This window comes from Lacinutrix sp. MEBiC02404, assembly GCF_053601575.1.
The window spans coordinates 17,396-32,514 of record NZ_JBSHNV010000218.1 but is presented as its reverse complement, the minus strand read 5'-3'; the positions used below and the strand labels follow the sequence as shown (position 1 = coordinate 32,514).

At 32.3% G+C, this 15,119-nt stretch carries 14 protein-coding genes; all 14 read left to right on the top strand.

The window, feature by feature from the left end; all coding sequences use genetic code 11:
- The first annotated feature begins 28 nt into the window (after positions 1-28).
- The 14 genes from ACVCXO_RS14110 (at position 29) to hisC (ending at position 15,105) form a co-directional block, all read left to right on the top strand.
- The gene (locus ACVCXO_RS14110) at positions 29-1,258 is read left to right on the top strand and encodes an HD domain-containing protein (protein ID WP_452230231.1); all 1,230 of its coding nucleotides are present in this window, start codon (positions 29-31) and stop codon (positions 1,256-1,258) included.
- A gap of 61 nt (positions 1,259-1,319) precedes the next feature.
- Positions 1,320-2,348 carry a UDP-3-O-(3-hydroxymyristoyl)glucosamine N-acyltransferase gene (gene lpxD, locus ACVCXO_RS14105; protein ID WP_452230230.1) on the top strand — a complete coding sequence of 343 codons (1,029 nt, stop codon included), beginning with the start codon at positions 1,320-1,322 and terminating at the stop codon, positions 2,346-2,348.
- Complete coding sequence (locus tag ACVCXO_RS14100) at positions 2,335-3,741, top strand: bifunctional UDP-3-O-[3-hydroxymyristoyl] N-acetylglucosamine deacetylase/3-hydroxyacyl-ACP dehydratase (RefSeq protein WP_452230229.1); 1,407 nt, start codon at positions 2,335-2,337, stop codon at positions 3,739-3,741. Before lpxD ends, ACVCXO_RS14100 begins: the two co-directional genes overlap by 14 nt.
- A 100-nt stretch (positions 3,742-3,841) precedes the next feature.
- A complete protein-coding gene (lpxA, locus tag ACVCXO_RS14095; protein WP_452230228.1) occupies positions 3,842-4,627 on the top strand; it encodes an acyl-ACP--UDP-N-acetylglucosamine O-acyltransferase in 786 nt (261 codons plus the stop codon).
- Positions 4,628-4,779: 152 nt separating this feature from the next.
- Positions 4,780-5,346 (top strand): elongation factor P, encoded by a 567-nt coding sequence (efp, locus tag ACVCXO_RS14090; protein ID WP_452230227.1) that lies wholly within the window; start codon positions 4,780-4,782, stop codon positions 5,344-5,346.
- 73 nt (positions 5,347-5,419) lie between these two features.
- Positions 5,420-6,355 carry a UDP-3-O-(3-hydroxymyristoyl)glucosamine N-acyltransferase gene (locus tag ACVCXO_RS14085; protein ID WP_452230226.1) on the top strand — a complete coding sequence of 312 codons (936 nt, stop codon included), beginning with the start codon at positions 5,420-5,422 and terminating at the stop codon, positions 6,353-6,355.
- Entirely contained in the window at positions 6,356-6,748 is a 393-nt protein-coding gene (locus ACVCXO_RS14080; RefSeq protein WP_452230225.1) for a nuclear transport factor 2 family protein, read from the top strand.
- A 120-nt stretch (positions 6,749-6,868) separates the two neighbouring features.
- Positions 6,869-7,741, top strand: coding sequence for a succinate--CoA ligase subunit alpha (sucD, locus tag ACVCXO_RS14075; RefSeq protein ID WP_203458759.1), 873 nt, complete (start codon positions 6,869-6,871; stop codon positions 7,739-7,741).
- Between the two features lie 177 nt (positions 7,742-7,918).
- On the top strand, positions 7,919-8,665 hold the full coding sequence (fabG, locus tag ACVCXO_RS14070; protein WP_452230224.1) for a 3-oxoacyl-[acyl-carrier-protein] reductase: 747 nt from the start codon (positions 7,919-7,921) through the stop codon (positions 8,663-8,665).
- An 80-nt stretch (positions 8,666-8,745) separates the two neighbouring features.
- Positions 8,746-10,779 (top strand): VWA domain-containing protein, encoded by a 2,034-nt coding sequence (locus ACVCXO_RS14065; RefSeq protein WP_452230223.1) that lies wholly within the window; start codon positions 8,746-8,748, stop codon positions 10,777-10,779.
- Positions 10,780-10,787: 8 nt separating this feature from the next.
- On the top strand, positions 10,788-11,600 hold the full coding sequence (locus ACVCXO_RS14060) for a prohibitin family protein (RefSeq protein WP_452230222.1): 813 nt from the start codon (positions 10,788-10,790) through the stop codon (positions 11,598-11,600).
- Positions 11,601-11,842: 242 nt separating this feature from the next.
- On the top strand, positions 11,843-12,700 hold the full coding sequence (gene hisG, locus ACVCXO_RS14055; RefSeq protein WP_452230221.1) for an ATP phosphoribosyltransferase: 858 nt from the start codon (positions 11,843-11,845) through the stop codon (positions 12,698-12,700).
- Positions 12,701-12,735: 35 nt separating this feature from the next.
- Positions 12,736-14,019, top strand: a complete 1,284-nt coding sequence (gene hisD, locus ACVCXO_RS14050; protein WP_452230220.1) for a histidinol dehydrogenase — start codon at positions 12,736-12,738, stop codon at positions 14,017-14,019.
- A 48-nt stretch (positions 14,020-14,067) separates the two neighbouring features.
- Positions 14,068-15,105, top strand: coding sequence for a histidinol-phosphate transaminase (gene hisC / locus ACVCXO_RS14045; RefSeq protein WP_452230219.1), 1,038 nt, complete (start codon positions 14,068-14,070; stop codon positions 15,103-15,105).
- Positions 15,106-15,119: the final 14 nt, after the last annotated feature.

Genomic DNA, 15,119 nt, shown 5'->3' with positions numbered 1-15,119 from the left:
TTTAGAAATTTGTAAAAAAAATTAAAGCTTGCATACTAAAAACAAACTTAAGATATTAAACGATCCAATTTACGGATTTATTACTATACCAAATTCGTTAATATTCGATTTAATTGAGCATAAATATTTTCAAAGACTACGTAGAATTACCCAAATGGGAATGTCTTATTTGGTATATCCAGGAGCGCATCACACACGTTTTCAACATGCAATTGGCTGTATGCATTTAATGCAAAAAGCGGTTCAAGTACTACGTTTTAAAGGGGTTGAGATATCTTCGGAAGAGGAAAACGCATTATTTGTTGCTATTTTATTGCATGATATTGGTCACGGACCATTCTCTCATGCGATGGAACATAGTATTGTAAATAATGTTTCGCATGAAGAAATTTCACTGCTTTTTATGGAAACTTTAAATAAAGAGTTTAACGGAAGTTTAACTTTAGCCATTAAAATCTTTAAAGGAGAATATCCAAGAAAATTTATGTGTCAGCTAATATCTAGTCAAATAGATATGGATAGAGCAGATTATTTAAAACGCGATAGTTTTTATACAGGAGTAGCAGAAGGTAATATTAATAGTGAGCGTTTAATTACCATGCTAAACGTGGTAAATGATGCATTGGTTGTAGAAGATAAAGGTATTTATAGTGTCGAAAAATTTTTAGTAGCAAGACGTTTAATGTACTGGCAAGTCTATTTACATAAAACCAGTTTAGCTGCAGAACAATTACTAATTAGAGTTTTAAAAAGAGCTAAAGAGTTAACTTCTAAAGGGGAAAAATTAGAAGCAAGCAAACCTTTACAATACTTCTTAGAAAATGAAATCTCATTAGGTAATTTTAATGTAGAAACATTAGATACCTTTTCTATGCTTGATGATTATGATATTGTTTCGGCAATGAAAGCATGGCAATTTCATGAAGATTTTGTGTTGCGTAATTTATGCGAAATGATAATAAATAGAGATTTGTTAAAAGTGAAGCTGAAGAAGAAAAAGATTAAAGCTGAAATATTAGAACAACACATGCAAACGCTTATGGAAACCCATAATATTACGGAAGAAGAAGCTGCCTATTTTGTGTTTACTGGTGAAATCTCTAATCAAGCATACCAACAAAAAAAGCAGAAAATTAATATTTTACATAAAAATGGAAAGATAGAAGATATAGTAAAAGCATCCGACCAATTAAACCTAAAAGCACTTTCAAAACCTGTCACTAAATATTATATATGCTATCCAAAACAAAAACTATAACGTTAGTTTAGCACATTTTTCTTATTTTTGCTAGAATTACAAAAAAACTAAACATAAAAGTGTGAGATTCACAGCGGAACAAATTGCAGGAATTTTAGAAGGAGACGTTGTTGGTAATCCAGATGTTGAAGTTTCTAAACTATCAAAAATAGAAGAGGGAACAGCAGGATCATTAACGTTTCTTGCTAATCCTAAATACACATCATATATATATTCTACTAAAGCATCTATAACTATAGTCAATAAAACTTTCGAACCAGAAAATGATATTGAAACTACTTTAATTAAAGTGGAGGATGCTTATAAATCTTTTTCCAAATTATTAGAATATTACAACCAAGTAAAAAATAATAAAGTCGGTATAGAGCAACCAAGCTTTGCTTCAGACACTGCTACTTACGGAGAAGAAGTCTATTTAGGCGCTTTTTCATATTTAGGAGAAAATGTAAAACTGGGGAATAATGTTAAAATTTATCCACAAGCTTATATTGGAGATAATGTAACCATAGGCGATAATACAACCATTTTTGCAGGAGCTAAAATTTATTCGGAAACACAAGTAGGAAACCATTGTATTATAAATAGTGGTGCAATTATTGGCGCCGATGGTTTTGGTTTTGCTCCAGATGAAAATGGCGCATTTCAAAAAATACCGCAAATAGGTAATGTTATTATTGAAGATTACGTGGACATTGGATCTGCAACAACTATAGATAGAGCTACTTTAGGATCTACTATCATTAGAAAAGGTGTAAAGCTAGACAATCAAATACAGATTGCTCATAATGTAGAAATTGGTGAAAACACCGTCATTGCTGCACAAACGGGTATTGCTGGTTCTACAAAAATCGGACAGTATTGTATGATTGGTGGACAAGTAGGTATTGCAGGTCATCTTACTATTGGTGATAGAGTGCGAGTACAAGCGCAAACAGGAATTGGACATAGAGTCAAAGATGGCGAAAAATTATATGGTTCGCCAGCTATAGATTATGGTAATTATGTAAAATCATACGTGCATTTTAAAAATTTACCAGGAATTGTTAAAACGATAAACGAACTAGAAAAAAAAGTAAATGGCAATAGTTAATACTAATATTAAGCAAAAGACAATCAAAAAGGAAATGTCTTTAAGTGGTGTTGGTTTACATACAGGAAAAAATGTAAAATTAACCTTTAAACCAGCTTCAGAAAACTTCGGATTCGGTTTTAAACGTATCGATTTAGAAGGAGAACCAATCATTGAAGCAGATGCGAACTATGTAACGAATACACAACGTGGTACTTGCATGGAGAAAAATGGAGTAACTATTCAGACTTGCGAACACGTACTTGCTGCATTAGTTGGTCTAGATCTAGATAATATTATTATAGAATTAGATGCTTCAGAACCACCAATTATGGACGGTTCTTCCAAATTCTTTATCGAATCTTTAGAAAAAGCAGAAATTGTAGAACAAGAGGCTACAAGACAAGAATATGTGGTTACGGATATAATTTCATATAAAGATGAAGAATCTGGAAGTGAAATTCTTATTATGCCTTCCAATGAATACCAAATAACTACTATGGTAGATTTTGGTACTAAAGTTCTAGGAACACAAAATGCCACATTAAACCATATTTCAGATTTTAAAACGGAAATTTCAGACGCAAGAACTTTTAGTTTTCTGCATGAAATTGAAACACTTCTAGAACATGGATTAATTAAAGGTGGAGATTTAAATAATGCCATAGTGTATGTAGATAAAGAATTGTCTCCAGAAACCATGGAAAAACTTAAAGTTGCCTTTAATAAAGAAACTATTGCAGTAAAATCTAACGGTATATTAGATAATTTAACTTTGCATCATCCTAATGAGGCTGCAAGACATAAGTTATTAGATGTTCTTGGTGATCTAGCTTTAATTAGAACAAGAATTAGAGGTAAGGTGATTGCAACTAAGCCGGGACACTTTGTAAATACACAGTTTGCAAAAAAACTGTCTAAGATTATAAAAAACGAAAAACGTAATTACGTACCTGTTGTAGATTTACATCAAAAACCGTTAATGGATGTGAATCAAATAATGGATATGTTGCCACATAGACAACCATTCTTATTAATTGATAAAATTTTTGAGCTTAGTGATTCTCACGTTGTAGGTATGAAAAACGTTACCATGAACGAGGAGTTTTTTAAAGGACACTTTCCTGGATCTCCAGTAATGCCTGGTGTGCTAATTGTAGAAGCAATGGCGCAAACAGGAGGAATACTTGTTTTAAGTACCGTTCCAGATCCAGAAAACTATCTAACTTTCTTTATGAAAATAGATAAAGTAAAGTTTAAACAAAAAGTAGTTCCTGGAGATACGCTAATTTTTAAATGTGATTTAATTACGCCAATACGTAGAGGTATTTGTCATATGCAAGGAAATGCGTATGCTAACGGAAAACTATGTGCAGAAGCAGAGCTGATGGCACAAATATCTAAAATAAAATAATATAATACAGAGCCAAACGGACTTCAAAATTTAAAATGAAGTGTAAAGGTTTAATAAGCGAGTATGTTTTTCCCGCTTTATAAATATAAATATCAAAAAAATGAACCAACCTTTAGCTTACGTACATCCTGGAGCAAAAATTGCTAAAAATGTCGTTATAGATCCTTTTACAACTATACATAATAATGTGGTAATTGGAGAAGGAACATGGATTGGTAGTAATGTTACTATCATGGAAGGAGCTCGAATAGGTAAAAATTGTAACATTTTTCCTGGCGCAGTAATTTCTGGTGTACCTCAAGATTTAAAATTTAAAGATGAAGACACATTAACCGTGATTGGGGATAATGTTACTATTAGAGAGTGTGTAACCATTAATCGTGGTACTACAGATAAAATGAAAACGGTAATTGGTGACAATTGCTTAATAATGGCATATTGTCATATTGCACATGATTGTGTGGTTGGTAATAATTGTATTTTTTCTAATAACAGTACACTCGCAGGACATATAACTGTTGGTGATTATGTAGTATTAGCAGGAATGACTGCAGTACATCAATTTTGTTCTATTGGTAATCATGCCTTTGTAACTGGTGGGTCTTTAGTAAGAAAAGATGTTCCTCCTTTTGTAAAAGCGGGTCGTGAACCTTTATCTTATGTCGGAATTAATTCTGTAGGATTAAGAAGAAGAGGTTTTACCACCGAAAAAATTAGAGAAATACAAGATATATACAGAATGTTATATCAGAAAAACTATAATAATACACAAGCTTCAGATTTAATTGAAGCAGAAATGGAAGCAACCCATGAACGTGATGAAATTCTTCAATTTATTAAGAATTCACATCGTGGTATTATGAAAGGGTACTTCAAATCGAATTAATTATTCGAAAAAAAATTAAAGCTAAATTATTTTAAGGTTTTGAGTAATCAGGACTGAGTGTTGTCCCCGTGAGGGGACTTTAGGGGTGTTTTTATTAAAAATAACATCCAATTTATAAACAATTAAAAATACCCACTTTTGTGGGCAACAAGATGGCAACAACTTCAGATATTAGAAACGGACTTTGTATTAAATATAACAATGATATTTATAAAGTAATTGAATTTTTACACGTAAAACCTGGTAAAGGGCCTGCTTTTGTAAGAACAAAAATGAAAAGTGTAACTAGCGGAAAAGTGTTAGATAATACATTTTCTGCAGGACATAAGTTAGAAGATGTACGAGTAGAAACGCATAAATTTCAGTATCTATATAATGATGGTGAGTTTTATCACTTTATGAACGAAGCAGATTACACGCAAATTCGTTTATTAGAAGCTGCTTTAGATAAACCAGAATTGATGAAAGAAGGAGAAATTGTAACTGTTTTAATTAATACAGAAGACAATATGCCACTTTCTGTAGATTTGCCTGCAAGTGTTATACTTGAAGTTACAGCTACAGAGCCTGGAGTTAAAGGGAATACAGCAACAAATGCTACAAAACCTGCAACTATGGAAACTGGAGCATCTGTTAATGTGCCTTTATTTATTAATGAAGGAGATAAGATAAAAGTAGAAACAGAAAAAGGTACCTATAAAGAACGTGTTAAAGAATAATAAAAATTAATTTACAGTCTCCGTATGCAGTTAACAGACTGTAAACGGAGACTGTAAACTGTAAACTGGATTTATGAAATTCCCCAAACCACATACTTTAAAACAAATTGCAGACCTAATAGATTGTAAATTTGTTGGTGATGCTAATTTTCAAGTGCTTGGTATTAATGAAATTCATGTAGTTGAAAAAGGAGATGTAGTATTTGTAGATCATCCAAAGTACTATGATAAAGCATTACAGTCTGCTGCAACTATTGTACTAATCAACAAAGAAGTAGATTGCCCAGAAGGAAAAGCATTACTGATTAGCGATGATCCTTTTAGAGATTTCAATAAAATCACACAACATTTTAAACCTTTTCAGGCTTCTAATGTAGCAATTGCACCTTCCGCAAAAATTGGTGAAAACACGATTATTCAACCTAATTGTTTTATTGGTAATAATGTAACCATTGGTGATAATTGCATTATTCATTCCAACGTAAGTATTTATGATGACACGGTAATTGGGAATAATGTTACCATTCATGCAGGAACCATTTTAGGTGCTTCTGCTTTTTATTATAAAAAACGTACAGAAGGATTTGATCCTTTAATTTCTGGAGGAAGAGTAGTGATTAAAGATAATGTAGATATTGGTGCGCTTTGCACGATAGACAAAGGAGTTACTGGAGACACCATTATTGGTGAAGGCTCTAAATTAGATAACCAAATTCAAGTTGGTCATGATACTGTAATTGGTAAAAAATGTCTAATAGCATCCCAAACAGGAATTGCTGGTTGTTGTATTATTGAGGATGAAGTTACTATTTGGGGGCAAGTAGGTACCACAAGTGGAATTACTATTGGAGAAAAGGCAGTTGTTCTGGGGCAAACTGGAGTTACCAAATCTATAGCAGGAGGAAAGTCTTATTTTGGGACTCCTATTGAAGAAGCTAGAGTGAAATTAAAAGAATTAGCGTATATCAAGAAAATTCCTGAAATTGTAGAACAATTAAAAAAGAAATAAATGACACCTAAGCAAGTTGTTCAAAAATTTTATAGTTCTGATTTAGCAAATAATTCAGAAGCTGTGGATCTTTATTTTCATAAGGATTGCACTTTAAGTTGGCATAGTAGCAAAGGTTTTAACGTGTTAGATTTTAATGCTTTGAAATTGGTTTTTGAAGAGGTTAGAAAAATGTACGATACACTACGTTTTGAAACTAGCCATTTATTACAAGATGAAAACATGGTAACGATACGTTACACCTCATATTTTACAACAGTCGAAAACCCAAACGAGGAAATGCCATTAGCGCATTTCTCTACTATTTGGGAAGTGAAAGACGACAAAATTATCAAAGGATTTCAAATGAGTCAGCTAGCAGATAGTAGCTCAGAAAGCTTAAATTCTTTTTAAGAAATAAAAATACAAATCACTTTAAAAATTCTTTTCAAAATCTTACTTTTGCAGTAAGAGTTTTAATTTGTAGTAAAGGAATTCTTAAACAAATATTAAACAATTTTAATCTAAACATAAATGAGCGTTTTAGTAAATAAAGATTCAAAAATAATAGTTCAAGGATTTACTGGTAGTGAAGGTACTTTTCACGCTGGACAGATGATTGAATACGGAACAAATGTTGTTGGTGGAGTTACTCCAGGAAAAGGTGGTCAAACACATTTAGATAGACCTGTTTTTAATACGGTTTCAGAAGCTGTTGAAAAAGTAGGAGCAGACACAACCATTATTTTTGTACCACCAGCTTTTGCTGCGGATGCTATTATGGAAGCTGCAGATGCAGGAATTAAAGTAATTATTACTATAACTGAAGGTATTCCAGTTGCAGATATGATTAAAACTGCGGCGTATATTAAAGATAGAGATTGTAGATTAATTGGGCCTAACTGTCCAGGAGTTATTACTCCAGGGGAAGCTAAAGTTGGTATTATGCCAGGTTTCGTTTTCAAAAAAGGTAAAGTTGGTATTGTGTCTAAATCAGGTACATTAACGTATGAAGCTGCAGATCAGGTTGTAAAACAAGGTTTAGGTATTACAACAGCAATTGGTATTGGTGGAGATCCTATTATTGGAACAACTACCAAAGAAGCGGTGGAGTTATTAATTAACGATCCAGAAACGGAAGCGGTAGTAATGATTGGTGAAATTGGTGGACAATTAGAAGCAGATGCTGCTAATTGGTATAAAGCTAGTGGTAGCAAGAAACCAGTAATTGGTTTTATCGCAGGAGAAACTGCACCTGCAGGACGTACTATGGGACATGCTGGAGCTATTGTTGGTGGAAGTGATGATACTGCACAAGCAAAAAAGAAAATTATGAGAGAATGTGGTATTCACGTTGTGGATTCACCTGCTGAGATTGGTAAAAAAGTTGCTGAAGTTTTAGGCTAAGCACAATCACATATATGTTAAAAACCTCACCTTTTTTTGTGAGGTTTTTTTATTTGATGCAATTTGTATTTATTATATTTGAATGAAATAAAAACGCTTTTAGAAAAAATACTAAAGCTTAAAATTAAAATCGTCATTCCTGAAAATCAGGAATCTAATTAATTGAAGTTATTACATATGAAGTTATTAGAAGGAAAAACAGCCATTATTACAGGAGCTAGCAGAGGAATAGGAAAAGGGATTGCTCAGGTTTTTGCGCAACAAGGTGCTAATGTAGCATTTACATATAGCGCTTCTGTGGAGGCTGCTAATGAACTAGAAAAAGAGTTAACAGCTTTAGGTGTTAAAGCCAAAGGATATCAAAGTAATGCGGCAGATTTTAATCAATCGCAAAAATTAGCCGAAGATGTAGTTGCAGAATTTGGAAGCATAGATATTCTTGTTAATAACGCAGGAATAACTAAAGACAATCTTTTAATGCGTATTAGTGAAGAGGATTTCGATACCGTTATAGAAGTAAATCTAAAGTCCGTATTTAATATGACCAAAGCCGTACAACGTACTATGCTTAAACAACGTAAAGGTTCTATTATTAATATGAGTTCTGTTGTTGGTGTAAAAGGAAATGCTGGTCAAACCAACTATGCTGCTTCTAAAGCAGGGATTATTGGTTTTTCTAAATCCGTAGCCTTAGAACTAGGTTCCAGAAATATTAGAAGTAATGTGATTGCTCCTGGTTTCATTGAAACCGAAATGACAGCAAAGCTAGACGAAGAAACGGTTAAAGGTTGGAGAAATGCAATTCCTTTAAAACGTGGTGGTACGCCTCAAGATATAGCAAACGTTTGTGTTTTTCTCGCAAGTGATATGTCTGCTTACGTTACTGGGCAAACCATAAACGTAGATGGAGGAATGTTAACTTAATAAATTCCTACGAAGATGAGAATCTCCTAGTAACTAATAATTTTATATAATGTCATTCTGAGCTTGTCGAAGAATATTTTATGCAAACAGAAACTCTTTTATACATAATACTATCTGGAATTATAGCGCTATCACTAGCGCTATTTCAGTATAGTATGAAAAAGAAAAACAGAACATCTAAGAGTATACTTTTCGCTTTTTTAAGATTTGTATCTATTTTTTTACTTTTGTTATTGCTTATCAATCCTAAATTTGAGAAAATTAGCTACTATACAGAAAAACCTAATTTAGTGGTTGCTGTAGATAATTCAAGTTCTATTGTGCATTTAAATCAGAAAGAAAATGTTTTACAATTAGTAGCATCTATTAAGAATAATAAAGCCCTTTCAGAAAAGTTTAATCTAGATTTCTTTACCTTCGGAAACCGTGTAAAAACATCAGATTCTTTAACTTTTATAGATAAGCAAACTAATATTGATAAAGCTTTTAATGCCTTTAATCCAATCTATAAAAACACAACTTCACCAATACTTTTACTAACAGACGGAAACCAAACCTTTGGTAATGACTACCTGTTTTCAGCAGAAAAAGTAAAACAACCTATTTTTCCAATTATTCTTGGAGATACTATTACGTACACAGATTTAAAGCTGCAACAGCTTAATGTCAATAAATACGCTTTTTTAAAGAATAAGTTTCCAGTCGAGGCTATTGTAACCTATAACGGGAATGCTATTGTAAATTCTAAATTTGTGGTTACTTCCGGAAAATCGACGGTATATTCTCAAAATATAACTCTAAATGGAACTAATAATTCTAAAGTTTTAAACTTTAGTTTACCAGCAAATCGAGTAGGAGTACAAGCGTATAAAGCGAAAATTCTTCCTATTGAAAGTGAAAAAAATACGATTAATAATAATAAGGATTTTGCAGTGGAAGTTATCGATCAGAAAACAAATGTTGCGATAGTTAGCGATTTTATACACCCAGATTTAGGGGCTTTTAAAAAGAGTATTGAAAGTAATGAACAACGTGAAGTTTCTATTGTTACTCCAGATGAGTATTTGTTACAAAAAAATGATTTTCAATTAGTTATATTGTATCAGCCAAATAATAAGTTTAAGTCTGTTTTTGATTATTTAAAACAAGATAATACGAATAAATTTATGGTTTTAGGTACAAAAACGGACTATACCTTTGTTAATACCATCACTTCCGATTTTAAACATGACATCACAAAGCAAACCGAAGATTATCAAGCTAGCTTAAATACAAACTATAATACTTTTATTATAGACGATTTAGATTTTGAATCTTTTCCACCGTTACAATCTTCTTTTGGTAACGCTACTTTTTCCGTTCCAGCAGAAACTATTTTATTTAAAAAAATAGGAAGCTTAGAAACGCAGGATCCTTTGCTAGTAACTTTGGAAACTAATAACAGGAGAGAAGCTATACTTTTTGGTGAGAATATCTGGAAATGGAGAGCGCAGAGTTATTTAAACACAAAGAGCTTTAATAATTTTGATAATTTTATTGGTAAGATGGTCCAGTACCTAGCTTCGAATAAAAGAAAAAATCGATTAAATGTGGATTATGAGTCCTTTTATCAAGGGAATTCTAATGTAATTATTAAAGCACAGTTTTTTAATAAAAACTATGAGTTTGATGTAAAGGAAATTTTAAATATTTCGGTTATAAATAAAGGCACGAAGGCAACAAGTACTTTTCCTTTAATTTTAAAAGGAAATAATTACCAAGTAGATTTAAGTAATTTACCAGCCGGAGATTATAGTTTCTCAGTAAAAGCAACAAACGAAAACATTTCTAAATCCGGAGTGTTTCAAATCTTAGAATATAATATAGAACAGCAGTTTCTAAATGCCAATGTAACCAAGCTTCAGCAAGTTGCTATTAATACAAATGCAAGCAGTTATTTTATTGCAAATACAAACACTTTGATTAATGATTTATTAAAGGACGAACGCTTCGCTATCCTGCAGAAAAGCAGTAAAAATGTTGTACCTTTGATTGATTTCAAATACCTATTAGCTTTGCTAATTTTAAGTTTAGCTTTAGAATGGTTTTTAAGAAAATATAACGGATTAATATAAAAATAAATATGGATAAATTACCTAAAATTGCAGTACCTTTTATAGTAGGACTAGTGTTCTTAATCATTTTAATATCTAAATCAGCAGTGACTATTGGTCCTGGGGAAGGTGGTGTTTTGTTTGAGCGTTTTGGAGATGGTATTAATACAGATCATACGTATGGAGAAGGTTTTCATATTGTCGCACCTTGGAATGATATGTTGGTGCAAACAGTGCGTCAGCAATCGGTTTCCGATGAAATGAATGTACTTTCCGTTAATGGACTAGAAGTAAAAGTATTCGGAACTATATGGTACGAGCCAGAATTTTCTAACCTTGGAAAATTAATTAAAACCAAAGGAGCAGATTACGAAAGAGAATTATTAGATCCTGCAATAAATGCTGCAGCAAGAAGTGTTGTTGGTCGTTACACACCAGAACAATTATACTCTAGTAAAAGAGATGTTATTGAGCAAGAAATTTTAGAGGAAGTAACAACGCTTTTAGACGGACAGTTTTTAACAGTTAAAAGAGTTTTAGTGGAGGATGTGAAATTACCTGCAACCATTAAAGACGCTATTGAACGTAAATTAAAGCAAGAGCAAGAATCTCTAGAATATGAGTTTAGACTAGTTACAGCTTCAAAAGAGGCAGAGAAAGTAATTATTGATGCGAAAGGTAAAGCGGAATCAAATCGTATTTTAAGTGCATCTTTAACAGATAAGATTTTACAAGATAAAGGTATTGAAGCAACCGTTAAGTTGTCTGAATCTCCTAATAGTAAAATTATTATTATTGGTTCTGGAGATTCTGGAATGCCTATTATTTTAGGAAATCAATAAAAATATTACAAAATATTTGGAATTGTAAATATATTTTACAAATATTTGTAGACAACAAAAAAGAACATGAATTTTATTCAACTACATCATCATCATTTTCATACTGGCACTCAAGCGAGCTAAAAATGTATTGAATAAAAACAAAATATTTTAAAAACCGTTTGACTAAATCAAGCGGTTTTTTATTTCCATGAACTTGGAAATTCTTCCTTAAGATTTACTCAAACACATTAAAAGATAAAATGAGTAAATTAAAAATTGCAATTCAAAAATCAGGTAGACTGAATGAAGATTCTCTGAAACTTCTAAAAGACATTGGCGTTTCTATAGACAATGGTAAAGACCAATTAAAAGCTTCGGCTAGAAATTTTCCTTTAGAAGTATTTTATTTAAGAAATGGAGATATTCCGCAATACCTAAAAGATGGTATCGTAGATGCTGCTATTATTGGAGAAAATGTGCTTATCGAAAAAGGAGATACTATTCCTATCGTTGAAAAATTAGGCTTTTCCGCATGTAAGGTATCTATTGCTATACCAAAATCTGCATCCTACAAATCGATTCAAGATTTACAAGGAAAACGTATTGCAACATCTTATCCAAATACCGTAAATCAATTTTTAAAGAAAAATAAGGTAGATGCGCAACTGCATATCATTAATGGATCTGTCGAAATTGCTCCAAATATTGGTTTGGCGGATGCTATTGTAGATATTGTTTCTAGCGGAAGTACTTTATTTAAAAATGGATTGAAAGAAGTAGAAGTGCTGCTAAAATCCGAAGCAGTTCTTGCCGTTTCTCCATTAATTTCAGAAGAAAACAAAAGTATTTTAAACAAGATTCAGTTTCGATTACAATCTGTTTTAAAAGGAAGACAAAACAAATACGTATTACTTAACGCTCCTAATGATAAGATAGAAGATATTATTAATATCCTACCAGGAATGAATAGTCCATCTGTTTTACCGCTTGCCAGAACAGGTTGGAGTTCGATTCACTCGGTAATAAACAAAAACGAATTTTGGGAAGTTATTGATGAGCTAAAAGAAAATGGAGCAGAAGGTATTTTAGTTTGCCCAATTGAAAATATGGTAGTTTAATACTATTGAATACAAAGATATTAAGACAATTAGAAATGAAGACAATTGAAAACCCTAGCAAGAAAGATTGGGAAACTATTATAAAGAGACCAACACTATCTGTAAAGGATATAGAGGCTACAGTTACCGAAATATTTGGTGATATCTCTCAAAATGGAGATAAAGCTATTGCTAAGTATACCGAGAAATTTGATGGTGTAGTTTTAGATAGTATGTTGGTTACAACTTTAGAAATAGAGGAAGCTTCTAATAAAGTGCCTTCTAATTTAAAGGAAGCCATTTTAAAAGCGAAAGCAAATATTGAAAAATTTCATACCGCTCAAAAAACGCCTAAAGTAGAAGTCGAAACTACAGCTGGTGTGCGTTGTTGGCAAGAAAAACGTGCTATTCAAAAAATTGGTTTGTATATTCCTGGCGGAACAGCGCCTTTGTTTTCTACCGTTTTAATGCTTGCCGTTCCTGCTCAAATTGCAGGTTGTAAAGAAATCGTTTTATGTACGCCTCCCAATGCTGCAGGTAAAATTGCTAACGAAATATTATACGCAGCAAAAATTTGTGGTGTATCCAAAATATTTAAGGTTGGCGGTATTCAAGCTATTGCAGGTTTAACTTTTGGAACGGAAACAATGGCAAAAGTATCTAAGATTTTCGGACCAGGAAATCAGTATGTAACTGTAGCCAAACAGTTGGCAACCAAATACGGCACAGCAATCGATATGCCTGCGGGACCAAGTGAGTTGTTAGTCATGGCGGATAATTCTGCAAATCCGGCCTATGTAGCTTCCGATTTGCTAAGCCAAGCAGAACATGGAGCAGATAGTCAAGTGATTTTGGTTTCCGATTCGAAAGACTTTATTTCTAAGGTTTCTACTGAAATACAAAAACAGTTATTAGAACTGCCAAGAAAAGAAATAGCAACATTAGCATTGCAAAATGCACGTGCCATCTTATTAGAAACGGCAACCGATGCATTAGATTTTGTTAATGAATATGCAGCAGAACACCTTATCATAGCGACTAAAAACAACGAATTTTTTATCGATAATATTACCAATGCAGGTTCTGTTTTTATTGGTAATTATACGCCAGAAAGTGCAGGAGATTATGCGTCAGGAACAAACCACACGTTACCAACCAACGGATTTAGTAAAGCGTATTCAGGTGTTAATTTAGATAGTTTTTTAAAGAGTATTACCTTTCAGAAAATAACTAAAAAAGGATTACTAAATATTGGAAACACCATCGAGTTAATGGCAGAAGCAGAAGGTTTACAAGCCCATAAAAATGCAGTTACCATTCGTTTAAAGGATTTAAAATAAAAATATGGTCATTCAGAGCGGAGCTAAAAATCTACTAAGAATAAAGAAATGAAACAAAATGTCAACATAAATAATCTCGTAAGAGCAAACATAAAAGCATTAAAAGCCTATTCTTCTGCAAGGGATGAATTTAAAGGTACTGCGGATGTTTTTTTAGATGCAAATGAGAATCCGTTTGGAGACTTAAACAGGTATCCAGATCCACAGCAAAAAGAGATTAAGCAAAAGTTATCTGCTATTAAAAAAGTAGAAACAAACCAAATTTTTGTTGGTAATGGTAGTGACGAAGTTATCGATTTAGCATTTCGTATTTTCTGTGAACCAGGAAAAGATAAGGTATTAACCTTTTCGCCAACGTACGGAATGTACGAGGTGTCTGCGAATATTAATAATATCGAGGTTATAGAACAACCGTTAATTAACGATTTCCAAATTAGTCTCAATCAATTACAACCGTATTTAGATTTTGAAGCGCTGAAAATTATTTTCATTTGTTCTCCAAATAACCCAACTGGAAATAGTATTAATCCGGAGGATATAGAATATATTTTAGAAAATTTCAACGGTATTGTGATTGTAGATGAAGCTTATATCGATTTTAGTTCGCAAGCATCCTTCATTAAAAATATAGACAAGTACAATAATTTAATTGTTAGTCAGACCTTTAGTAAAGCTTGGGGTTTAGCAGGTGTTAGAGTAGGAGTCGCCTATGCAAATGAAGCTATTATTAAACTTTATAATCGTGTAAAGCCACCTTATAATGTGAGTACTTTAAATCAAGATGCAGTTTTAAAAAGCTTAAATAATGTAGAAGAAGTTACTCAGAATATCGATACCATTCTTTTAGAAAGAACAAAGTTGAAAGACGCTTTAAGTACGCTTTCTATTGTGAAAAAAGTATACCCTACAGATGCCAATTTTTTGTTGGTTGAAGTGGATAATGCTAATAAAACGTATCAATATTTAATTGAAAAAAAAGTAATTATTCGTAATAGAAATGCACAAGTCGAAAATAGTATTCGTATTACTGTGGGTACTAAGGAAGAGAATGAGAAGTTAATTAGCGCATTAAAGGATATTAATTAAAAGATTACCGCTTT